General features: G+C 38.3%; 23 protein-coding genes and 2 tRNA genes. All 25 read right to left on the bottom strand.

Annotation, left to right across the window (positions count from 1 at the left end; translation table 11 throughout):
* Window positions 1-214 precede the first annotated feature (214 nt).
* Window positions 215-2,686 carry a stage II sporulation protein E gene (gene spoIIE, locus EEJ45_RS15040; RefSeq protein ID WP_124565623.1) on the bottom strand — a complete coding sequence of 824 codons (2,472 nt, stop codon included), beginning with the start codon at window positions 2,684-2,686 and terminating at the stop codon, window positions 215-217.
* Window positions 2,687-2,936: 250 nt separating this feature from the next.
* A tRNA-Glu gene (locus EEJ45_RS15035) sits at window positions 2,937-3,008 on the bottom strand.
* A gap of 9 nt (window positions 3,009-3,017) precedes the next feature.
* Window positions 3,018-3,091, bottom strand: a tRNA-Met gene (locus EEJ45_RS15030).
* Window positions 3,092-3,421: 330 nt separating this feature from the next.
* Window positions 3,422-3,865 carry a S1 domain-containing RNA-binding protein gene (locus tag EEJ45_RS15025; RefSeq protein ID WP_124565622.1) on the bottom strand — a complete coding sequence of 148 codons (444 nt, stop codon included), beginning with the start codon at window positions 3,863-3,865 and terminating at the stop codon, window positions 3,422-3,424.
* Window positions 3,866-3,950: 85 nt separating this feature from the next.
* Window positions 3,951-4,307, bottom strand: a complete 357-nt coding sequence (locus tag EEJ45_RS15020) for an FtsB family cell division protein (protein WP_124565621.1) — start codon at window positions 4,305-4,307, stop codon at window positions 3,951-3,953.
* Window positions 4,304-4,957 carry a spore cortex biosynthesis protein YabQ gene (gene yabQ, locus EEJ45_RS15015; protein ID WP_124565620.1) on the bottom strand — a complete coding sequence of 218 codons (654 nt, stop codon included), beginning with the start codon at window positions 4,955-4,957 and terminating at the stop codon, window positions 4,304-4,306. Before yabQ ends, EEJ45_RS15020 begins: the two co-directional genes overlap by 4 nt.
* A complete protein-coding gene (gene yabP, locus EEJ45_RS15010; protein WP_124565619.1) occupies window positions 4,954-5,256 on the bottom strand; it encodes a sporulation protein YabP in 303 nt (100 codons plus the stop codon). The genes yabQ and yabP overlap by 4 nt, the downstream gene beginning before the upstream one ends.
* Window positions 5,257-5,309: 53 nt before the next feature.
* Window positions 5,310-5,582, bottom strand: a complete 273-nt coding sequence (locus tag EEJ45_RS15005) for an RNA-binding S4 domain-containing protein (protein WP_124565618.1) — start codon at window positions 5,580-5,582, stop codon at window positions 5,310-5,312.
* 12 nt (window positions 5,583-5,594) lie between these two features.
* Entirely contained in the window at window positions 5,595-7,049 is a 1,455-nt protein-coding gene (gene yabN / locus EEJ45_RS15000; protein WP_124565617.1) for a bifunctional methyltransferase/pyrophosphohydrolase YabN, read from the bottom strand.
* Between the two features lie 23 nt (window positions 7,050-7,072).
* Entirely contained in the window at window positions 7,073-8,668 is a 1,596-nt protein-coding gene (locus tag EEJ45_RS14995; protein WP_124565616.1) for a putative polysaccharide biosynthesis protein, read from the bottom strand.
* An 87-nt stretch (window positions 8,669-8,755) separates the two neighbouring features.
* Window positions 8,756-9,292: a stage V sporulation protein T gene (gene spoVT / locus EEJ45_RS14990; RefSeq protein ID WP_124565615.1), complete on the bottom strand. Its 537-nt coding sequence runs from the start codon at window positions 9,290-9,292 to the stop codon at window positions 8,756-8,758.
* A gap of 136 nt (window positions 9,293-9,428) precedes the next feature.
* On the bottom strand, window positions 9,429-12,953 hold the full coding sequence (mfd, locus tag EEJ45_RS14985; protein ID WP_124565614.1) for a transcription-repair coupling factor: 3,525 nt from the start codon (window positions 12,951-12,953) through the stop codon (window positions 9,429-9,431).
* A gap of 106 nt (window positions 12,954-13,059) precedes the next feature.
* Window positions 13,060-13,278: an anti-sigma-F factor Fin gene (locus tag EEJ45_RS14980; RefSeq protein ID WP_124565613.1), complete on the bottom strand. Its 219-nt coding sequence runs from the start codon at window positions 13,276-13,278 to the stop codon at window positions 13,060-13,062.
* An 88-nt stretch (window positions 13,279-13,366) separates the two neighbouring features.
* Complete coding sequence (gene pth, locus EEJ45_RS14975; protein WP_124565642.1) at window positions 13,367-13,924, bottom strand: aminoacyl-tRNA hydrolase; 558 nt, start codon at window positions 13,922-13,924, stop codon at window positions 13,367-13,369.
* Between the two features lie 109 nt (window positions 13,925-14,033).
* The gene (locus EEJ45_RS14970; protein ID WP_124565612.1) at window positions 14,034-14,987 is read right to left on the bottom strand and encodes a ribose-phosphate diphosphokinase; all 954 of its coding nucleotides are present in this window, start codon (window positions 14,985-14,987) and stop codon (window positions 14,034-14,036) included.
* Window positions 14,988-15,003: 16 nt separating this feature from the next.
* On the bottom strand, window positions 15,004-16,383 hold the full coding sequence (gene glmU / locus EEJ45_RS14965) for a bifunctional UDP-N-acetylglucosamine diphosphorylase/glucosamine-1-phosphate N-acetyltransferase GlmU (protein WP_124565611.1): 1,380 nt from the start codon (window positions 16,381-16,383) through the stop codon (window positions 15,004-15,006).
* A 158-nt stretch (window positions 16,384-16,541) separates the two neighbouring features.
* Window positions 16,542-16,835 (bottom strand): septation regulator SpoVG, encoded by a 294-nt coding sequence (gene spoVG, locus EEJ45_RS14960; RefSeq protein ID WP_124565610.1) that lies wholly within the window; start codon window positions 16,833-16,835, stop codon window positions 16,542-16,544.
* 95 nt (window positions 16,836-16,930) lie between these two features.
* Window positions 16,931-17,305: a RidA family protein gene (locus EEJ45_RS14955; protein WP_124565609.1), complete on the bottom strand. Its 375-nt coding sequence runs from the start codon at window positions 17,303-17,305 to the stop codon at window positions 16,931-16,933.
* 66 nt (window positions 17,306-17,371) lie between these two features.
* Window positions 17,372-18,223 (bottom strand): pur operon repressor, encoded by an 852-nt coding sequence (purR, locus tag EEJ45_RS14950; RefSeq protein ID WP_124565608.1) that lies wholly within the window; start codon window positions 18,221-18,223, stop codon window positions 17,372-17,374.
* Window positions 18,224-18,277: 54 nt separating this feature from the next.
* Window positions 18,278-19,147, bottom strand: coding sequence for a 4-(cytidine 5'-diphospho)-2-C-methyl-D-erythritol kinase (gene ispE, locus EEJ45_RS14945; RefSeq protein WP_124565607.1), 870 nt, complete (start codon window positions 19,145-19,147; stop codon window positions 18,278-18,280).
* A 257-nt stretch (window positions 19,148-19,404) separates the two neighbouring features.
* On the bottom strand, window positions 19,405-19,587 hold the full coding sequence (locus tag EEJ45_RS14940; protein WP_124565606.1) for a small, acid-soluble spore protein, alpha/beta type: 183 nt from the start codon (window positions 19,585-19,587) through the stop codon (window positions 19,405-19,407).
* Window positions 19,588-19,790: 203 nt separating this feature from the next.
* On the bottom strand, window positions 19,791-20,060 hold the full coding sequence (veg, locus tag EEJ45_RS14935; protein WP_124565605.1) for a biofilm formation stimulator Veg: 270 nt from the start codon (window positions 20,058-20,060) through the stop codon (window positions 19,791-19,793).
* Window positions 20,061-20,364: 304 nt separating this feature from the next.
* Window positions 20,365-21,240, bottom strand: a complete 876-nt coding sequence (gene yabG / locus EEJ45_RS14930) for a sporulation peptidase YabG (protein WP_124565604.1) — start codon at window positions 21,238-21,240, stop codon at window positions 20,365-20,367.
* 92 nt (window positions 21,241-21,332) lie between these two features.
* On the bottom strand, window positions 21,333-22,217 hold the full coding sequence (gene rsmA, locus EEJ45_RS14925; RefSeq protein WP_124565603.1) for a 16S rRNA (adenine(1518)-N(6)/adenine(1519)-N(6))-dimethyltransferase RsmA: 885 nt from the start codon (window positions 22,215-22,217) through the stop codon (window positions 21,333-21,335).
* Window positions 22,214-22,771, bottom strand: a complete 558-nt coding sequence (rnmV, locus tag EEJ45_RS14920; protein ID WP_124565641.1) for a ribonuclease M5 — start codon at window positions 22,769-22,771, stop codon at window positions 22,214-22,216. Before rnmV ends, rsmA begins: the two co-directional genes overlap by 4 nt.
* Window positions 22,772-23,130: the final 359 nt, after the last annotated feature.

Genomic DNA, 23,130 nt, shown 5'->3' with positions numbered 1-23,130 from the left:
CACAACTGTTGCTACCTACTGCTAGTATCGTTTGGGCTCTACTAAAGTTTAAGAGTCGCTTTTTGCAGGCGCTTCATATCTTTGACGCACCAATCAGCAAATCTCCATTTATTACTCTTTAATACAGGCTGTTTATTAAAAAAATCCGAGATACATCTCTCGGATTTTTTACAAACTTATATATCTAGCATCGACAAAGGGAATCGTTCTTATACTACTGAATTTGCTTACTGGCAATCGGAATTGTAGCCCACTTCGGCATATTTTTTTCTATCTTCGCTACTACTACTGTCATATCATCTTCAATAAATCCACCTCTAGAACGAATTACTTCTTCTATAAGGATATCAGCAATTTCTTGCGGATCTTGTGTCTGTATCTCTTTAATCTTTCTCTTCATCCACGCATCATGATTTTCGACATGCTTAGGTCCTTCAAAGATACCATCGCTCATCATAATAAGTAAATCACCGCTCTTCAATTGTTCACTAATCACATCAACCTCAAAATCCTCAATAATACCGATTGGCAGGTTGCTTCCCTCTACCTTAATTACGCGATCTCCACGCTTTACAAAGCTTGGCGTTGACCCTACCTTAATAAATTTAGCGGTAGCATCCCTTAAATCCACCATAGCCAAATCTAAAGTTGTAAAAATTTCTTCTGTAGTTCGCAGTGATAGAATAGAATTAATTGCTTTAATTGCAATCGTTTCTTGAATACCAGATTGTAAGATTTTTTGAAGGAGTTTTAATGTCTCCTTACTTTCCATATGTGCACGTTCACCATTTCCCATGCCGTCACTAATTGCCAATGCGTATTTGCCCGCGCCGAGCTCCATCGTAGAATAAGAATCACCAGATAGCAGTCCTCCACCCATCGCTGCCGTTGCGATGCCCGTGTCAACCGAGAACGTTTTTGCCGATCCAAAACTTACTGTACTCATTCCATGCGGATACGGTGAGCGCTCTTCACGAACAACGAAAACTGTTTCTTTTAGAATATCGGATAACATAGGCGCAATTAATTTCTCACACTCCCCCCGCTCGTTACTTACATTCGGAATCGTCATTTCAATATCTACGTTTCCTTGGTCTAAACAATATATATCAACATTGCCAATCTCAACACCAAAACTGCGCAAACTCTCTATAATTTGCTCCTCTTGCACTTGGTGATTTTCTTTCTCTCTTTGAATTTCTTTCGCGAAATTCTCCATCACCTTTGAAACACCCTGTAGCTGTTCTGCAACTAGACGACGATTTTCTCGCATTTGTCTACGCATTTCTTGGTCATTATAGAAATGCATTAAGTCCCGGTCAACTACATCCATAACCTGCGAAGCTCGCATACAATGCTTACTCCATTCTTTATGAAACTTCCGATTGCGCGCAAGTGTTCCTTCTTCTGTTTGCGCCATAATCTCTTTCATGTATTCATAGGTTTGTTCCGGTTTTACTGACCAACATTGATCCTTTTTAAAGCAATTGTTACAAGTTTTTTTCGTAACATGCTCTAGGAACAAATCAATTTGCTCTTCCTTATCCATTTCTTGCACATACCCATAGGTAGAAAAACTGTTAGACAATGCTTGAAAAACATTAGCAAATCTTGCTATCTTTTGTGAAGTGACATCACGCATTTTCCTTAAATATTGTTGCTGATCTGCGGAATTCTCTACAGTACCGGGAACGAACCTTGCCAGCTTGTCTAACAAAAATTTAGGTGTAAAAAGAAAAATTCCAATAGCTGCCACCGATTCTAACAATGTAATTGCAATATCAGCCTGTTTATCTACATATAAAGTAATCAAGCTAGTTCCAATTAGTAGACCAAGACCAACACCAATTCGCTTCCCTTCTTTCAGCATACCACCAAGTAAACCTGAGAAAGCTAATAAGCTCAATTGATATAGGCTCGCTACATTCGCTAGACTTAGAATTAAGCCGGTTACAACACCAACTGTGGACCCAATTGCAGCACCGGCAGTAAATGCTGATATTAAGACCAGGTAACGTGTGAAAATGTGCTGTACCGATAATCCATAGATATACCAGTCTGTTGTACCCGTAAGTACAGACGCCAATAAGATAATTAAACAAACAATCTCCTCTGTTTCTAGAGGCTGTTGTTTCCCTTTTCTTTCAGTAAGAAGAGGAACACTTTGTAAAAAAATCATTGTGAGTACAAAACTTAATCCAGCTTCAATGGTACTAATGAAAACATCATATAATACGAGAGATTGTTCCGTGAAATAAACAACAATAAGATGAGCTGTTAAAGCGGATAAAAATACTTGGAAAGGAACGAGACCGATTATTTTCTTTGTAAACTTGGCAAAAAACAGGTTGTACACAAAAAACATAAAGATCGAGGCAAATGTAAATGCTGTATTTTCTAGAGAGACCGTTAAGGCTCCTCCTATTAGCGCTAAAAAGGCTAATGCCGTTTTTTCACGCTTCATTACATATACGGCTGCAAAGAAAGGCAGTGCAAACGGAAGAATGTTACTTAGAATATACGCTCTTCCTAATAAGAAGCCAATTAAAACAATAACAAAGCCCCATCGAAAAAAAACACTCTCAATGACTGACCTAATTTTACTTGTCCAATTTGATAAATTCGCTTGACCGCGGTTCATCGCCAATATCCCTGCTTCTACCGTACGTTTTTCAGTTCTTGGCATACTTTTCACACCACCCGCATATTTTATTACTTGTATTATAAAATGATGCAAGCGGGTTTTTTGTCAAAATAGCAATTTGGTTTTTTGGAATTGTTCGACTTTTTATTTTAAATACTTCCATATGTATACACATTTGTTGGTTCTTCTTTATTACAAGTGTAGAAATTTATACAGATTGTATCTCTTTTTGTAGAAGAGCATATATAAAAAACAAAAAAGATCAAACCAGTTTGGTTTGATCTTTTCATGATGACCCGTACGGGATTCGAACCCGTGTTACCGCCGTGAAAGGGCGGTGTCTTAACCACTTGACCAACGGGCCTTAATGGGATAGCGGCGGAGGGAATCGAACCCCCGACCTTACGGGTATGAACCGTACGCTCTAGCCAGCTGAGCTACACCGCCATATTGTATAATTCCTTAACGGACAATTACTATAATAACTATTATTCTGATACATGTCAACGTCTTTTTTAAAAATTTTTAGCTCTATTAAAGTTCGTTGTTAATTTCCGTTACGGTGGTTCGCTTTCCGAGGGCGGTCAGGGCGCTAGTCTCACCCCCTTTACTCCAATCAACGAGTGCAAATTATCAACATTGGGCTTTAACACAGATAAATTTTTATGTAAGTATCAAAAACATTTTTTAGATAGACTATATCTACTTATACTGCATGTGATAAGTCATTGACACAAGTAAAAAAGGCACTCGCACTCGAATGCCCTTCACTCTTAGTTAACCGCGCTTAGATTCTGTATTTCTTTTTAAAGAAGACAAACGATCTTCACTTTCCTTTAGGAAACGAAGCATTTTTTGCTCAAAATTTTCTTTCGGAGCACGTTCTTCTCTATCGCGTCCACGACCACCGCGATCACGATCACCATAAGGGCGATTGTTGTTGCGTTGCGGGCGATTTGGACGTTGCTCAGCAGCTGCTCCTTCGCGCTCTTTCGCTTTCTTAATAGAAAGCCCAATCTTACCATCTTTTTCAACGTTGATAACTTTTACTTCCACTTGATCACCAACTTTAAGGTGATCATTGATATCTTTTACATAGTTATCTGCAACTTCACTAATGTGGACGAGACCTGTTACTCCATCTGGCAGCTCTACAAAAGCTCCAAAATTAGTAATACCTGTTACTTTTCCTTGTAACTTGCTGCCTACCTCAATTGCCATAAAAAAAATGCTCCTCCTTAGGTTTGAAAAGGTCGATTTTACTACATTATATATAATCCTAAAATACAGTGTCAACAAAACCTGCCTACTTAGAAATAGGAATAATTACCTCTCCTGGTTTAGAGAAAAAGTAGTCTCTTCTAGCGATGTTAGCAATATAGTCATCATCATTCAATTTTTTTATCTCATTATGCAACTTCTTCTCTTCTGCCTGCAGTGTTTTTAACTTTGTGCTCAAACTCCGAATTTCCTTCTTCTGTGCTTCTATAGCAACAGACTGTTTATGCAAGCTGAAACTGACACTAACGGCTACAACAAATGCAAAAGCAAAAAACAAAGACAAACGTCGTACTAAACGTTTTTTACTTTTATTACCTGTTTTTATTGTATGCGAGGAAATTTGATTTGAGCTTTGTTCCAAATGATTTTTCAGTTCCCTCATTTACGAGGTCCCCCTAACCTGTTTTTAATATATTCCCACCACCCAAGTATCTTTACTTTCATCTTCTCGACTTTACGTAAAAATCCTGCATAGTGTCTAATAAAAATTTTAACACGATTAGGAAGCACTTTCCATAGAAGTCTTAGGATAAATGCAATTGGAATTGAGATTATCTTCCATGCTACCAATAAAATTTTTATAGTAAACTTGTATAATAGTTGCGCTATTTTTTGTAGCAGCTTTAATACGAATATAGAAATAGTTAACAGCAATTGCACTAATGTCAACAACGGGCGAATGATTACAACCTTCACAACAGTAGCTAGAAAATGATAGGTCCGAATAACAAAACGTATCATCATTTCCAACAGAGATGTGTAGATACGCTTTAACATGCTTTGATACGCGGCAAATCCACATAGAAGTGCTACAAACACGTAGATGCGTAACTCCGCCTCATTAGAGAGCAGCAGCACGTAAAAAACAAGCAGAGCTTGGACAGTCCAAAACAATACGTCATTTATAAAAACGAACCATCGCTTTCGCTTAGAACGTTGTAAAAAACGTTGATAGGTATCTAATGCTGCACCAGTCCAAGCTCCCATTCCAATCATCGAGAGCATGGTATAAAACTGTACGGTTAAGCTCATTTAAATAACTTGCTAAAGAATCCTTTAGCCTTCTCCGAATGATGTTCATCAATATACATCATTTCAAAAACTTTTCCCTTGATAGAAACAACGCCCTTTTCAACATCCAAATTCTTCATTTGTAGATTCTGACCCCGGATCGTTAAAAATCCCATAACAGTTTCAAGTAAAAACTCTTCACTATCAAAGCTTTCAACTTGTTTAACACCGGTAATCTCCAAAAGCCGTCTTCCTCGCATCACTACATCATGCTCTACAGAAGCTGCTGTATTTTGAGAATTCGTTTGATACCCGTTCATGTTAATCCCCCCATAACCTATACTGCTATCAATGTATGAAGGGATATTTTTATTTAGAACAAGCCCTGTGTTTCTACTTTCTCTTCTTTCACAATTGAATACATATCCACAGCGTTCTCTTTTTTTGTTGTTTCTCTAATTTCATTGATTTTTACCGTAACAATTTTTTGACCAAATCGAACTGTTAGTTCATCTCCTACCTTAACAACTGAGCTTGCCTTGGCTGGTTGACCGTTGATGGAGATTCGACCTTGATCTGCTACTTCCTTAGCCAATGTTCTTCTTTTAATTAAACGTGAAACTTTCAAAAACTTATCTAACCTCATAACATTTCCCTCCTAACGGTTTTCCTCTTTCTTTGCTTCTTCCCAGATAAAATCCAACTCTTCTAAGGTAAACTCATCCCATTCTTTGCCCGTTTGTACAATATACTTTTCAATATAAGTAAATCGCTTCGTAAATTTACGATTGGTCGCGTGAACCGCTTCTTCAGGGTTCAATTTATAAAAACGTGCAACATTTACAAGAGCAAACAAAATATCTCCCAACTCGTTTAACATTTCTTGTTGGTTCATATTACGCGCTTCTTGGCAAAACTCTTCCCATTCTTCTCGAACCTTCTCCATCATAGGCTCTACTTCTTTCCAATCAAATCCGACTTTTGCTGCCCGCTTTTGAATCTCATATGCCTGCAAAAGTTGTGGTAAACTCTTCGGGATACCAGATAAAACAGATTTTGGTCTATCAGCCTTTTCCTGCTTTTTAATCTCGTCCCAATTTGCTACAACCTCTTCAGCACCAGACACTTGCACATCTTGAAATACGTGCGGATGGCGACGTACCATCTTAGCTGAAGTAGAGCGAATGACATCATCAATAGAGAACCATCCTTCATCCTCTCCAATTTGTGCATGTAGCATTACCTGCAAAAGAACATCTCCCAATTCTTCAATGATGTGATCATCATCTTCTTCATCAATTGCTTCTAAGAGCTCATACGCCTCTTCAATTAAATATTTCTTTAATGATTGATGTGTTTGTTCTTTATCCCATGGGCAGCCATTAGGACCACGTAGCTTGCGGATAATCTCCCGCAGTGCATGAAATTGTCCATATAACAATTCCTTATCTTGAACCGGCGGCACATACACACTAGTCAAATTGTTTAATTCTGTTTGACGGTCAAGTTCATATAATTGTACTTTTTTTACACTTTCAAACGAAGTCCCGGCAGCTGTGACAATATACACTTCATAGGTGTCAGGCAATACCTCCATTAACGATAACTTCACTTCAGAAGCTATAAACGAATCATATACTTGACCAAAGATTAAATGGTGTCTCAATTCAATCTCATCTAGAGCAAAGGAAGTCGCATCTATTAATTGAAAACCTTCTATCGGGTCTACCTTTACACTTGCAAATAAAGGATCCAAAAAGCTTTGTCCACCTGCAATTTCAACTTCAATCATATTTTGTTGCAATAACAACTGTACGGTGCGCTCAGCAACTAACGGATGTCCAGGTACAGCATAGACAATATCTTCTTCCAAAGCTTTATCTAGTAGTACTGTGACAATCTCTTCATATACTTGCTCAAATTGATCATGCTTTTCATAAATATGATCAAAAGAAGTATAACGTAAGCCTTCATGTTCAAGCTGTTCAATAACCGGGTGCTCTTTTGTACGCAAATAGATATGCGAGGTATTTGTAAGCAATTTATAGACGCCAAGTGTTAATTGCTCAAGCTCACCGGCACCTAGTCCAACAACTGTAATTTTATGTCCCAATGAATTATTCCTCTCTTTCCTTGTTATAAGCGTTGAGAGCGTAAGAAAGAAGGTAGTTTTTTTCCCTTCCAGACTGTACCAACTTCTTCAATTGTAAATACGCCCCATCGAATAATTAAAATTAAATATAACATGCCTCCTATACAAACCGCACTTAAAGCCTCTACAGATATTAAATAACGGCTTGTATGATCAACTAGTGTATTTATTCCATATACATATCCCTTCAAAACAAACATCATAGCAAGGCAAGCGAAAACGACCTTGCTTGCGTTCTTCCATCCAACTAGAGGCATTTTCATTTTATGTTTTAAATACACAACGTTTAAGATACTGATGCAGCTTAAAGACAACACTGCAGCCCATGCAGCACCTACATCTCCTAACTTTGGCATCAGCACTATATTGCCCATATACTTAATAGCAACACCAACAACTGCAAAAAAGGCTGGCAAAATGGTATTCCCAATTCCTTGTAACACTGCTGATGCCACGATTCCAAAGGAACCAAATAGAATACACACAGCTAAAATACCTAAAGTAAAAGAACCCTGATTGTCTGTAAATAGCATAATATTCGTCTGTTCAATAATGCAAATGAGACCACCTGTGGCTGCTAATGCTACGACTAGGGTTAGCTTCATTGCCAATTGCATATAACGCTTAACAGCACGATAATCACCTTTTGTACGAGCAGCAGAAATCATCGGGATAAGAGGTAAAACAAAAGAGGTAGCTACTACAGTACCTAGTTGAATAAGCGGAAATCCCCGATCGTATACAGCTTTTATAACCTTCGACCTCTCTGACGTTTCTCCTGTTTGTAAAAGCAATTCATAAAAGGTTACAGAATCGACCATTTGAATAAGAAGTAAAGTTATATTACTAATACATACGAGTATACCTTGTAGTACAACCAGTTTTATAATCATCCCTTTATCGCTTATAGCGGACCACGAAGCTTTATATATGCTTGCTTTGCGTTGATGTAGATAATAAGCTAAAATAACAATACCAAGTATACTACCAGCAACTGATCCAAACATAGCGCCCCCGCCTACAATATATCTGTTAGATCCCTGTGCAACCAAGTAAAGCGATAGCCCTACGATAATAGTAACTCTTAGGGCTTGTTCAGCTACTTGCGATACTGCAGTAGGCTTCATATCACCAATTCCCTGCAGATATCCGCGCATCACGGACAGAAATGGCATTAACAGAAACGAAAAGGCGATAACCTGCAACAAAATTTGTAAAGAAGAATCTCCCATATATCCTGCAATGATTTCAGCCCCAAAAAAGAATGTACAAAATAACAGGATTCCTATACACATTAAGGCTAAAAATGAAATATATATAATATCTTTGACCTTTGTAATATCACCACTTTCCATACGCGAGGCCACTAGCTTTGAAATAACGACTGGAAATCCATACGTACCTAAAATTAAGCATACGCCGTAAAAAGGGTATACTTGCTGATAAATATAAAACCCTATATCTCCAGCGATATTTTGGTAAGGAATGCGGTAAAAAGCGCTCAATATTTTTACAATAATGCCAGCAATCGTAAGTATGATTGCACCTTGCCAAAACGAGGCATATTTCTTTGTTTCCATAAGATAAGCTCCATTTCTGTGATTCTGATAGCTGTATAGCATCCGTCCCATATTATAACAAAAAAAAGGTAGCTAAAAGCTACCTTTTTACTGTTCCATTTGCTTCGCCAAGAAGCTTGCCGCCGTATCAACAGCTTTATGTTCCGGCTCACCTATAATTTTTTCTTTAGAGAAGATGACGACAGCCCCAATTGGATCGCCATTTGCAATGATTGGACCAATTGTATAAGAGGCAACTTGCTCCTTTAATCCATCAATAATAGAGATCTCACTTGCATCCATCATAACAACAGAGTTACGCTCTTCCATCGCCTTCTCAATTAATTCGCCAATATTTTTATTTAAAAATTCCTTTTTTGAAACGCCCGCTACAGCAATAATCTGATCGCGGTCACATATTAACACATTATGACCTAAGCTATCGTAAAGCGCATCAGCGTATTCTTTTGCAAAATCACTAAGTTCGCTAATCGGCGAATACTTCTTTAAGATAACCTCTCCATCTCGATCCACAAAAATTTCCAAAGGATCTCCTTCGCGGATGCGGAGCGTTCTGCGAATTTCTTTTGGAATAACGACTCTTCCTAAATCATCAATTCGACGTACTATTCCAGTTGCTTTCATTCTAATGCTGCCTCGCTTTCTACAGATGGTAAAAGTAGTGGTTTCTTCTCCTTATATTGTCAAAACCACCAACTGTTAAGCATAGTATTGTTCACATTAGACGTTCTATGCACGCCGATTTGATTTTCTTGTTAAGCTAGGCATTTATTGCTTCTTTTTTTGCATCATCTAACCCTCTTATGAGCGTTTCAATCTGAGAAAGCCATTTAGAAGGCTCGATTCCTTTAACATCCATCACAATTTTCAGTTTGGCTCCTTCCATACCTAAACGCATAGACCTACTAATGGAGTTTGTTAACATAAACAATTTTCCTCCATCTAGATTACGGCTTGCTTGTTCAGAAAACAGGAAGGTTACTTCTTGCTTGCTTTGTTTAATACTTTCAATTTTCTCTTTAGTTGCCAGAACCTTCAACATAGAAATTTGTAGTAAGTATCCAACTTCTTGCGGGTAGTCACCGAATCTGTCTGTCATCTCTTCCTGAAGCTCTTCAATATCCTCAACGGAAGATACGCCGCGGAAATGTTTATACATAAGTATTTTTTGCTTGCTATCTGCAATATAACTATCTGGCAAGTATGCATCTACCTCTAGATCCACTTCTACCTCAAAGTGCGCTTCAACACCAGTTGTGCCTCTGCGAGTTTCGATTGCCTCTTTCAGCATTTGTGAATAAAGATCAAAACCTACTGAATCAATAAAACCATGCTGTTCAGCACCAAGCAAATTACCAGCGCCCCGAATTGATAAATCACGCATAGCAATTTTAAAGCCCGATCCCAGCTCTGTGAATTCCTTAATAGCTTGCAACCTACGTTCTGCGACTTCAGAAAGCACCTTGTCTTTTTTATAGGTAAAGTATGCATAAGCCACTCGATTGGAGCGACCAACACGCCCACGAAGCTGATACAGCTGTGACAATCCCATTCGATCGGCATCGTGTACAATCAATGTATTTACATTTGGAATATCTACACCTGTTTCAATAATTGTCGTACTTACCAAGACATCATATTGCCCATCTAAGAACGCAAGCATAACAGACTCTAATTCACTCTCATTCATCTTTCCATGCGCGTAAGTAACACGAGCATCAGGAATTAACATGGAAATCTCTTCAGCTTTTCTCTCAATATCTTCTACACGATTATATAAAAAGTAAACCTGTCCTTCTCTTGCTAGTTCTCGTTCAATTGCCTCTCGGACTAAACCTGCATTATATTCAACAACATATGTTTGTACTGGAAAACGATTTTCAGGCGGCGTTTCAATAACTGATAAATCGCGAACCCCCAGCATAGACATATGCAAGGTACGCGGAATTGGTGTTGCAGTTAGTGTTAATACATCAATATTGGCTTTCATTTGCTTAATTTTTTCTTTATGGGTTACCCCAAAGCGTTGCTCTTCATCGATAATAAGCAAGCCTAAATCCTTAAATACAATATCCTTTGATAAAACTCGATGTGTGCCAATCACAACATCAATTGTCCCGTCTTTTAAGCCCTTTATTGTCTCGTTCTGCTGTTTTCTAGTACGGAAACGACTAAGTAAACCAATTTGAATTGGATAGTCTTGAAAGCGTTCACGAATCGTTTCATAATGTTGTTGCGCCAAAATAGTAGTAGGAACTAAAATGGCAACCTGTTTTCCGTCCATTACAGCTTTAAAAGCGGCACGAATAGCAACCTCCGTCTTACCGTAACCTACATCACCGCAAAGCAAACGATCCATTGGTCGCTCTCGTTCCATATCCTTCTTAATTTCAGCAATAGAGCGCAATTGATCCTCTGTCTCTTGATAAGGAAACGAGGTTTCAAACTCTCTTTGCTCTGCTGTGTCCGGAGTAAATGCGTATCCCTTAGAAGCTTCACGTTCTGCGTATAATTTAATTAAATCATCAGCAATATTTTGAACTGACTTTTCAACCTTTGTTTTAACGCGCTTCCAGTCTGTTCCACCTAATTTGTATATTTTAGGCTCTTTCCCTTCAGAACCAACATACTTTTGAACTTGATCAATCTGTTCAACAGGCACATACAGTTTATCATTACCCTGATATTTAATATGCAAATAGTCTTTATGAACGCCATTAATTTCTAAAGTCTCAATACCGTAAAATTTTCCGATACCATGATTAACGTGAACAACATAATCACCGGGTTTTAATTCTGAATAGCTCTTAATTCTCTCCGCATTAGAAAGTTTTTGTCTCCGCTGCGGTTTTTTCACTTTTTTATTGAATAGTTCTTTTTCTGTAATAACAGCGAGCTTTTGCATTGGTAATTCAAATCCTGCATGCAACGCTCCTTGTATAATTTGAATACGATCACTTGCTATATTCACAGATCCCACATCGGCTTCTAAGCCGTAGTCCTGTAGAATTTGTAATTGTTTTTTTATCCGTTCTTCATCTGCTGCAAGCAAAACAACTGTATAGCGACCTTTTTGCCAACGTTCTAGCTCCGTCTTGAAAAGTTGCATCTGCCCATGAAAATCTTGCATCGTTTTACAAGTCATATTGACAATATTTTGAGGACTTGTATGCGGAATATGCCTTAAAAATAAGTTTAAATATAAATAACTTCGCTTCTTTTGCTGCAACTCCTTAAAGAAATCATGAGAGAACGACAACCCTCGCACTACTGTACCTTCTTCAAGTAAAGATATATACCATTCTCCCTCTTCTTTCTCAAGATGTTCAACTGTTTCTTGAATCCTTGATACCTCGTCTAAAATAACGATACCATCTTTAGGAAGATAGTCTACTAAACTATAAGGCTGCTCATAATAAAGAGACAAGTATTTAAACATTTGCTCAATAGATTGGTCATTTTTTAAATATTCCAGCTCACGTCCTACATTGTCGGCGATTTGTTCTTTTAATCTTGTGTCTTTCGTATCTACCAATGCTTGTGCCAAACTTTCTTCCAAGCGTTTTGTTCCATGCTCTCTCTGCTCTTTTGTAAAAACAAACTCTGAAGCAGGCCCAAAGGAGATAGACAATTTCTTTTCTTGCGAACGTTGATCTTCAATACTGAATGAACGAATAGAGTCGACTTCTGTATCAAAAAATTCTATCCGTACCGGCAGTTCCTCTGTTAGAGGGTATACATCCAATATTCCGCCGCGCACACTAAAATCTCCAGGCGCTTCCACCATAGATTTACGTTCGTATCCCATTTCTACTAAAGACCTTGCTAAATCTTCCAACTCTAAATCGTTGCCTACTTGAATCTGTTTTTGATAAGCTTCCCAAACTCTCTTTGCAGGAAGATAGCGACGTAAGCCAGCTACTGGCGCTACAATAATAACCGGCTCATCACGTAGCAGTCGATTCATCACTTCAATTCGTTGCGCCTGTAGTTCAGGACTTGCGACACCGATTTCTGAAGCGATTAGTTCGTTTACAGGATATAAAAGCACGTCCTGCTCTCCTAACAAGGCCAGAAGGTCATCATGTACCTTTTGCGCTTGAAACAAATTATGCGTGACTATGAGTTGAGACTTCTTCGTCTGTTTATATACAGCTGCCATTAGCAAGGTACGAGCAGAATTTGACATACCTGAAATAAGTTGCTCTTTCAGTCCTTTCTCTACCCCACTAACGATTGTTGCTATTTCTTTACTATCATAAAAACGCTCTAATAAACCTAGCATTTTTCAAACTCCTCTCAACCAAAGGACAAATCAGTTTATATATCCGCTTTACCATACGGACAAAAAATAAAAATAGAATAGAAAAACGCTTTGGTTAAACCAAAGCTTACTGAATAAACAACTCGTACTCATGATAGTGCGGGTAACTATCTAAGGTTTCTTGACAGTACTGGCATATCGCTTTTACGTACATATTTCCATACTCATCATAATGTAACGTATCTAACTTTTCTGTTGGTGATAAATCATCTAATAACGATTCTGTCCTATATCCAACAGTTCCTACATGACTTCCACAATGACGGCAATAATAATGCGTGTTCATCTATTCCTCCTGAAACTTCGCAATTATTACCAGTATGGATGATGGAGACAAATTTTATTCGTATATGAATGTATTATACATCAATTACTTAATTAAACGTATTCATAACTTGCAAAAAAGGTGTACGTAACCACGCTTCACATGCGTCTGCGCTTTTTTGTACGGCATGACGCATATCAGGACCTTCTTCAACCGTAAATCGTCCCAGTACATAATCAGGAACCTTCATTCCATTTTTCGGCCGGTCAATACCAATGCGAATGCGATTAAACTCTTGTGTTCCTAAATGAGCAATCGTTGATTTTATCCCATTGTGACCACCTGCGCTTCCTTTCATACGAAGACGTAGCTTTCCTACTGGCAAATCTAAATCATCGTATAATACTACAAAGTCTTCGATATCAATCTTATAATAATCCATTAATGGTCGGATGCTCTCTCCTGAGAGATTCATGTATGTTAATGGTTTTAATAAAATGACCTTTTCTCCATTTACAATACCCGTTCCGTATACACCTTTAAATTTTTGTTGGTTCAACGGGATATTCCATCTCTCAGACAATTCATCAATAACAATAAACCCAATATTATGACGTGTTGCTTCGTATTCTTTTCCTGGATTACCAAGACCCACAATTAATTTCATCATTATGCAACTCCTTACAATATAAATACAGATAATGAAACCGTATTCAAACGCTTAGTATAGTATGTACGAAAAGACGTAACCAAAGTTTGGTTACGTCTTTATTCTATCAATCAAACAACGTACTTACAGATTGTTCTTCATAAATGCGGATGATTGCTTCTCCAATCAAGCTTGCAACTGATAGTTCTTTAATTTTATCAATTTTCTTTTCTTCAGGCAATGCAATAGAGTTTGTAACAACCAACTCTTTAATCTTAGAATTTTGAATACGCTCAATAGCAGGGCCAGACAGAACCGGATGCGTACAGCAAGCATATACTTCACGCGCGCCATTTTCAACAAGAGCGTTCGCTGCTAAAGTAATTGTACCTGCCGTATCAATAATATCATCGATTAAGATTGCTGTTTTACCTTCAATATTACCAACAATATTCATAACTTCAGAAACGTTTGGTCTTGGACGACGCTTATCAATAATCGCAATTGGTGCCTTTAAACGATCTGCCATTTTACGAGCACGCGTCACGCCACCATGATCTGGTGATACGATTACAATATCTTGTAGCTCTTTCTTTTGAAAGTACTCAGAAAGAATAGGAACTCCCATCATATGATCAATTGGAATATCAAAGAAACCCTGAATTTGCGGTGCATGTAGATCTAATGTAATAACACGAGTTGCTCCCGCTGTTTCAAGTAAGTTTGCTACAAGTTTAGCTGTAATAGGCTCACGAGAGCGCGCTTTGCGATCTTGACGTGCGTAACCATAATAAGGGATAACAATATTAATTGTTTTTGCGGATGCACGCTTCAATGCATCAATCATAATGAGCAGTTCCATAATATTATCATTTACAGGATTGCTTGTTGATTGAATAACGAAAACATCCCCGCCGCGAATGCTTTCATCGATATTAATTTGAATTTCACCATCGCTAAAACGTGTAACAGAGCATTTTCCTAGCTCTACACCGATATGTTTGGCAATTTGAGATGCTAATCCTTGATTGGAATTCAGAGAAAATACTTTTAATTTAGAGTTAAGATATTGAGTTGGCACTGGGTAAACCTCCGCATTAAGAATTTTTCTTGCTATTCAATTTATCCACGTATTGCTCTTTATTCACTTGACGCGCACGCGCAATCGATAAGGCACTTGCTGGTACATCGTCTGTAATAGTAGAACCTGCTGCCACATAAGCACCTTTTCCTACTGTGACAGGGGCAATTAAATTGGAATTACAACCAATAAATGCACCATCTTCCACTACTGTTTTAAACTTATTTTTTCCATCATAATTAACTGTAATAGAGCCACATCCTAGGTTTACATCGGAACCGATTTCGGCATCACCGATATAGCTCAAGTGAGATGCTTTGCTACCTTTTCCAAAAACAGCTTTTTTAATTTCAACGAAGTTACCGACGCGCACTTCATCACCGATAACTGAATCAGGTCTAATATGTGCAAACGGACCAATATTTACGTCGTTTCCAATTTTACTGTCACTCACATGCGATTGACGAATTTCCGTACGCATGCCAATTTGACAGTCTTTAATTGTCGTATTAGGTCCAATTTGACAATCCGAAGCAATTATCGTTTTACCTTCAATGACTGTACCAGGATGCAATACAGTATCATTCCCAATGACTGCGTCAGCAGAAATATATGTGTTAGCAGGATCGATAATAGTTACACCATTAATCATATGTTTACGATTAATACGCTTACGCATAATATGCTCTGCTTGTGACAAAGCAATGCGGTCATTTACCCCTAATGTTTCCTCAAAGTTTGACGTTTGATATGCTGTGACAATATGACCTTGTGATTTTAAAATTTCAACTACATCAGGAAGGTAAAACTCACCTTGTGCATTTTCATTTGAAACATGAGAAAGTGCTTGGAATAAAAGTTCATTATCAAAGCAATACGTACCTGTATTAATTTCGCAAATACGCAATTCTTCTTCACTTGCATCTTTTTGCTCAACAATCCGTTCTACATGACCTTCAGCGTTTCGTACAATACGTCCATATCCGAACGGCTCATCTATGTAAGCTGTTAGCACTGTTGCTTTGGCATCCATCTTTTCATGATGAGCAAGTAATGCAGCAATTGTTTCTGTTGTAATTAAAGGCGTATCACCGCAAATCACTAAAGTAACACCTTTTTTTCCTTCTAGCAAAGGTTGAGCCTGCATAACAGCGTGTGCTGTTCCAAGTTGCTCGGCTTGCAGTGCATATTCGCTGCTTGTGCCAAGTTGCTGTTTGACCATTTCTGCACCATGTCCTACAATTGTAACAACTTTTTGCATACCAAGTTCAGAGATATGATCCACTACATGCTGTACCATTGGCTTTCCACAAACAGGATGCAATACTTTATATAGTTTGGACTTCATACGAGTGCCTTGTCCCGCAGCTAAAACGACCGCAAATCGATTCGACATAAAAACCCTCCATGGTTACCTATTTATCCAATAAAGATATTATATTAAAATGCGCATCATTTCAAGGAAGGTAGTCAAACTCTTAAATTTTAACACAAAAAAACTCTTGCCGGCAGCAAGAGTTTTTAAAGAACTATTTGAGTTCATGAGTATATGGTTTACGAAGCACCAGCCTCTTCAAATTCTACTTCCTCTAATTCACCGAGGCGATGATACTCAGCTAGCACCGCATCTTGAATCTTAGAACGAGTACCCGAATTGATTGGATGCGCAATGTCACGGAACTCTCCATCTGGTGTACGTTTGCTTGGCATCGCTACAAATAAGCCATTGTTGCCGTCAATCACGCGAATGTCATGAACAACGAATTCATGATCCAAAGTAATGGATGCAATCGCTCTCATGCGGCCTTCTGTGCTTACGCGGCGTAATCTTACGTCAGTAACTTCCATCTTATGTTCACCACCCTTTTTTTAAATAAGCGATATATACTATAGATTCCATAATATTTTGTATTTTCCTTCTAATTAAACAAATTTTTTTGTGTTTATTTTGTCAGGGCGATTACTTCAATTTCAACAGCTACATCTTTAGGTAGACGTGCAACTTCTACACAGGAGCGCGCTGGTTTATGTACATGAAAATATTCGCTGTATACATCATTAAATGCAGCAAAATCATTCATATCCTTCAGAAAAACTGTTGTTTTCACAACCTGTTCAAAAGATGAACCTGCGGCATTCAATACTGCCTGTAAATTTTTAAATACTTGATGTGTTTGTACCGTAATATCTCCAGAAACTAAAGTTCCATCTGCTTGAAGAGGAATTTGTCCGGAGCTGTAAAATACATTATTGACAACAATACCTTGCGAATAAGGACCAATTGCTTGAGGTGCTTCATTTGTTTGAATGATTTTCATAAATTATCATACCTTTCTGATATTTTTTTCTAAAAAAAAGCCCTAAAAAGACAAGGGCTTGTATACTTATTCTTCTGTCACTAATTCTTCCTGTTGTAAAGCCGGAAGCGCGTAGTTTCCTCTTTCGAGTTCAATCACTTTATCACGAATATCGACGGAAGATAATCGTACAAGAGATACATAATCATCAATGAGTCGTTCCTCAATATCAACAGCTTCCACTAATACTCCAATACCTACAACATTTGCTTTAAATTCCTCAAGCATACTTATCATACCTTGTACAGTGCCGCCTGCTTTCATAAAATCATCAACAATTAGTACATTAGCACCTTCTTGCAGGCTTTTCTTAGATAGGGTCATAACTTGAATCCGTTTAGATGAACCGGATACATAATTGATACTTACTGTAGGACCTTCTGTTACTTTACTATCTTTGCGTGCGATCACTACGGGCACATCTAAGTAATTGGCAACTGCATAAGCAAGAGGAATCCCTTTTGTAGCAACTGTCATTACTACATCAATGTCATGCTGTGCAAAGATCGAAGCAAACAATCGACCAGCTCCATTGATATAGTGAGGATTACTCAGCAAATCTGCCATATATAAATAGCCGCCAGGAAGAAGACGCGTAGGATCAGATAGTTGTTTGCAAAACTCCTCAATTAAAGCATCTGCTTCTTGTTCATTCATATATGGGATATATTTGACACCACCAGCTGCCCCTGGAATGGTTTGCAATGTACCAACACCTTGTTGCTCGAACGTTTGTTTAATAATTACTAGATCTTCACTTATAGAAGATTTTGCAGATTGATATCGTTCAGCAAAAAAAGTGAGGGACATCAAACGTCTGGGGTTTTGTAGCAGGTAGTATGTCATATCGACCAGTCGAGTACTGCGTCTAATTTTCACACCTTCACCTCAAATCACGAATATTCTAAATAAATCATAACCCATTATACGTCTTTATTCAAGTTTTTCTCGTTCACCAAGCATACGAACTGCATACACGTGTTCACAAAAGCCTTTTAGTCCATTATAGATACGCTGCATCCGTGAATCATAACGAACAAGACCAAAAACAGTTGGACCGCTACCACTCATTAACACCGCATCCGCCCCAAAGCGCTTCATTTGTTCTTTAATATGTTGTACCTCAGGGTGCATACGGAACGTAACTTCCTCGAGTACATTTCCCACAGAGCTACAAATTCCGTCATAGTCCCCCTCACGGATACTTTGAATCATGTCATCTACATTGGGGTGTTGAATACGGTCTACTTTTAAATTTCGGTATACATCCGCTGTCGATACGCCAATTTTAGGTTTAGCTAAAATAACCCAACAAGGAGGCGGTGCTGGAATATGTTCAATTCTTTCTCCTCTACCTGTCGCAATAGCTGTTCCACCATATACGCAAAATGAAACATCAGACCCAATTTCCGCACCTATCTCTGCCAGTTCATCAACAGACAATCCAAGCTTCCAAAGCTGATTTAACCCTCGCAAGGTTGCAGCCGCATCACTGCTTCCACCAGCTAAACCTGCTGCAACAGGAATGGTTTTCTCAATTGCAATTGAAACACCTTTATCTACACGATAGCGTTCTTTAATTAATTTAGCAGCCTGATATGCCAAATTTCTTTGATCATCAGGAACATAACGATTATGTGAAACAATTTCAATTCGATCTTCTGACAGCTCTGTTAACTCTATACGATCCGCCAGGTCAATTGTTGTCATGATCATTCGCACATCATGGTAGCCATCCGCTCGTTTGCTTAATACATCTAATGATAAATTAATCTTAGCTGGTGCCTTCACTAATAACTTCAATCTTTTCACCTACTCTAGATACTCAATCTTTGTCGTTTATTTTATCATACTTACATAGTCAGTAAGCCTAATTATAACCGAAAACTTCCATTAAGAAAAATGCTCAAAAATAAAACCGTTTTTTTATGGTCAAAAAGGAAATCATACTTTGCTTCATACCACTTTAAAGCGATTTGCAAATGTTTTTGCTTTATAAAAATAAGACTGTCAGGAGAAACCCGACAGCCTTATTACCGCAGTTGAAAAGAATATATTTACTATTGATGCTTCTGACTTGCAAGCCGTTCTTCAGCTATTTCAATAGCTCGCTTTACCATGTTTCCGGCATCTTTGGCACGAATGCCTCCCCAACCCTCTTTCTGTACAACATCATAAAAACCGAGTTCTTTTGCCAATTCTTCTTTAAAGCCCTCTGACATGATACCTCGTCTTCTACTCAATGCAAACCCTCCTTTTTATGCTGCGGTATTATCCTATAAGTACATGTAGTTTTTTAGACATAAATAAACGGTAAGACAATGAACACTCAAAAATTAAGTATTACGTTCCTTTTTCTCCCGTTTAGAAAATGTGCTTTTTCTACTTGTACTTCCATAGTATGAATAACAACGAAGGGTTTCACTACTAGCAAGTTATGTAAGGTTCAATGACTACTCCAAGCCGTTCCATCCGCTTGTTCATCTAAAAAAGTCAATTCTACCGTTTCCGTTAGTACATCCGCATAGCTATAAGATACACGCTGAAACGCATATTCTTCTTGGTCAAGTTGTATGACGAAAACAGACGGATATGTTTCGGCTAAAAAGCCAGATCGTTCGATGGTCTTTCTTCTCCCACTATTTGCTTTTAACATTAATCGTCTTCCAAGCTGGCCGTCTAAAGAATCTTTAATCTCAGTCAACCGTTTTGTCATATATGTTGCACCTCGCTGCTTGCGTATTTGTGAAAGTCACCTTATTTGACCATAATTCACGCTTATAGTTTGTACAGCTTGGTCCTTTTTTATGTACAAAAAGTTTGCTACATCCATGTATTAAGTATTAAGGCCTGTTAACCAGAATTTAGCGTAGCTCTTATCAAGGAGGAAGCATGTATCCGAATAATTCTAATCATCAGTATGTGTAAGAGAATTATCTTGTCATGTGAAGAGAACTTTTCCTAAAGAGCCCGTTCACTTCCACAGACTCTTTAGGAAACATAAATAAATTCTTAGTAAGTTAATCCTCGTAATGTTGAAATGGTAATCCTGTTCGTAAAATTCCCCTTGTGTCAATTCCTCCAAGGCCTCGCTCACCTGTAATGGTATTCCGTACAACATCCCAAACATTTACTCGATCAACAAACGATGTAAAGCTAATTTTAGCAACCACATACACAGGATCTAATGCGTGAATATTAATTCTTGAAGGAGAGCTAGCAAAATTGGCTCCTGCTCGAATCAACGCCTCAAAATGGGATTGACATGCTCCTGCAAAAATAACGAGTTGATCTAAAGAAGGATACTTTTGCCTCGCTTCCTTCACTGCCTGTACGAAGTGCCTAGAATTACGATAAGCATGTAAGTCCCCGATTTTTCCTTTACTTTTTGTATAGGAATCATGTCCTGTAATCACCAATATATCTGGTTGAAATTGCACTAACAGTTCGTTAATTCTTTGAGGCATTTCCTCTTCTTTACAATGAACGCCCTGTACAGGAACTCCTATTTTGGCATATAAATCTAAGCATTTTCGTAAATATAATGGGTCTCCATCTAGGTGTAATACCTTTCCTGGAAGCTGAAAGTAGTTCACATCTGCAGTATACCCACTTGTTGAATAATACTCATTACGCTGCTGGACCAAACGATAATCCTGCTGAAATAATTGGTATGTGCGATCTAATTTGTTTTTCCCTTCTTTAGAGCGTTCTCTATATTCATGTGAACTAACAATGATTAAATCCTCCAACGGCGCATCCGCGACTAATCGAAATTCTTCTCCAAATAGAACCGCGACTTTACTTGTATGATCCTCCCGTAACTCAATTACCCGAAAAAGAAGGTCACGCTGATGAGACGCTCTTTCCACTAAATCGCCAATCTTTACCTCCATCTCTTCCTACCTCCAAGCTTCGGCGCATCGCTTTTCATTTCTTTATCTAGCCTATGAAAGAAATAAAAAAAAGTTACAAAAAAGACAGCTGCTTATTCTGCAGCTGTCTTCCCTTGTAACAAAGCATTGCTTAAACGAGCAAATTCTTCAATAGTTAATGTTTCACCCCGACGCTTCGGATCAATATCAATACGAAGCAATGTTTGTTCTAGCCATACCTTATCTTTTGGAATACCACTTAAATTATTAGCAAGATTATTCATTAATGTCTTGCGCCTTTGCGCAAAGCTAGCACGAATGACAGAGAAGAAGAACGCTTCATCTGTTACATCAACCAATGGTTTAGAGCGCTTCGTTAAACGAATGACCGCTGAATCCACATTTGGCTGTGGCACGAACACCGTACGCGGTACAGTCAGAACTGTTTCTGCTTCTGTATAATACTGAATTGCAATGGACAATGAGCCGTATTCCTTTGTACCCGGACCTGCCGCAATCCGATCTGCTACTTCCTTTTGCATCATGGCTACGATGCCTCGAATTGGTAGATTTTCCTCGAGCAGCTTAAAGAGAATGGGTGTTGTGATATAGTATGGTAAATTCGCAACAATCATCACATCTTGACCTTCTCCAAACTCCTCCTTCATCACCTGTTTAACATTGGCTTTTAAGATGTCACTGTGAATGACTTTAGCATGTGGATACGGTGCCAGTGTTTCTTCAAGAATAGGTAAAAGACGTTGATCAATTTCAAACGCTACAACTTTATTCGCTCGTTTTGCTAGTTGTTCTGTCAAAGCCCCTATACCCGGACCAACTTCAATCGCTCCTGAGGTATTATCAAGATCTGCACAGTCTACAATCCTGTTTAATACATTTGTATCAATTAGAAAGTTCTGCCCAAGGCTTTTCTTAAACGAGAAGCCGTATTTTTCAAGTATCAATTTTGTGCGATTAGGTGTTGCAATATCCTTCATTTCTTTTCCTCCTGTAACACTTGAGACATCGCTTCTGCAAACGCCTCTTTTGAAATCTGAAACATTTGAATTCGTTTAAACAATTGCTTACCATTTGTATGTCCAATTTTTAAGATTTTGCCTAGACGCATACGCCGATCGCTCGCTTTTTCTCCTCCAGTCAATCCTGCATCTACAATATCTTCCCATGTAATTTCACTTATATATTCTTTCATTTCTTCTTTTACATCTTGTAAAGCACGACGAATTGCTTCAGGTGTCGCATGCTCTATTCCTAATCCGTTTTTACGCTTAGCAATTGCTTCTTCTTTTGGCAAAAAAGCATGCTTGCATCCTGGGACCTTCTCTGCGACAATTTTACGAATACGTTCCCCTGGATAATCCGGGTCTGTTAAAATAATAACGCCTCTTGTTGCCTGTGCAAGACGAACTCTTTCAATTACATCCTCGCCAATTGCTGAACCATTTGTTTCAATTGTATCTGCATTTACAGCTCTTTTTATTGCAACCGTATCGTCTTTGCCTTCAACAACAATAACTTCTTTAATTCTCACTCCGTTTGACACACTTTCACTCACCTTTACAAGCCTCTATAGGAAATCATTTTATCCTTTAAAAATTTCGTATACATTGAGCATTCCCTTATTATACTACAATACGCAGTTGGATGTTTTATTTAATCAAATCCTCTTTTTTAGCATTGACTCTGTTAAAGTTTGTTGTTGATTTCCGTTACGGGAGTTCGCTTTCCGCGGGCGGTCAGGGGCCTCCTCAGAGCTATGCGCCTGCGGAGTCTCACCCCCTTCACTCCAATTAGATTAACAATGGGCTTTAACACAGTGCTATATCAATATGGTTCAAACTTAGGTTGTGCCTGCTTCTGATCAAATCATATAGAAAAGAGTGGGCCATT

The organism is Ectobacillus antri (genome assembly GCF_003852715.1).
GTDB classification, from domain to species: domain Bacteria; phylum Bacillota; class Bacilli; order Bacillales; family Bacillaceae_G; genus Ectobacillus; species Ectobacillus antri.
The sequence above is the reverse complement of the archived record's forward strand: the minus strand, read 5'-3'. Positions and strand labels throughout refer to the sequence as shown.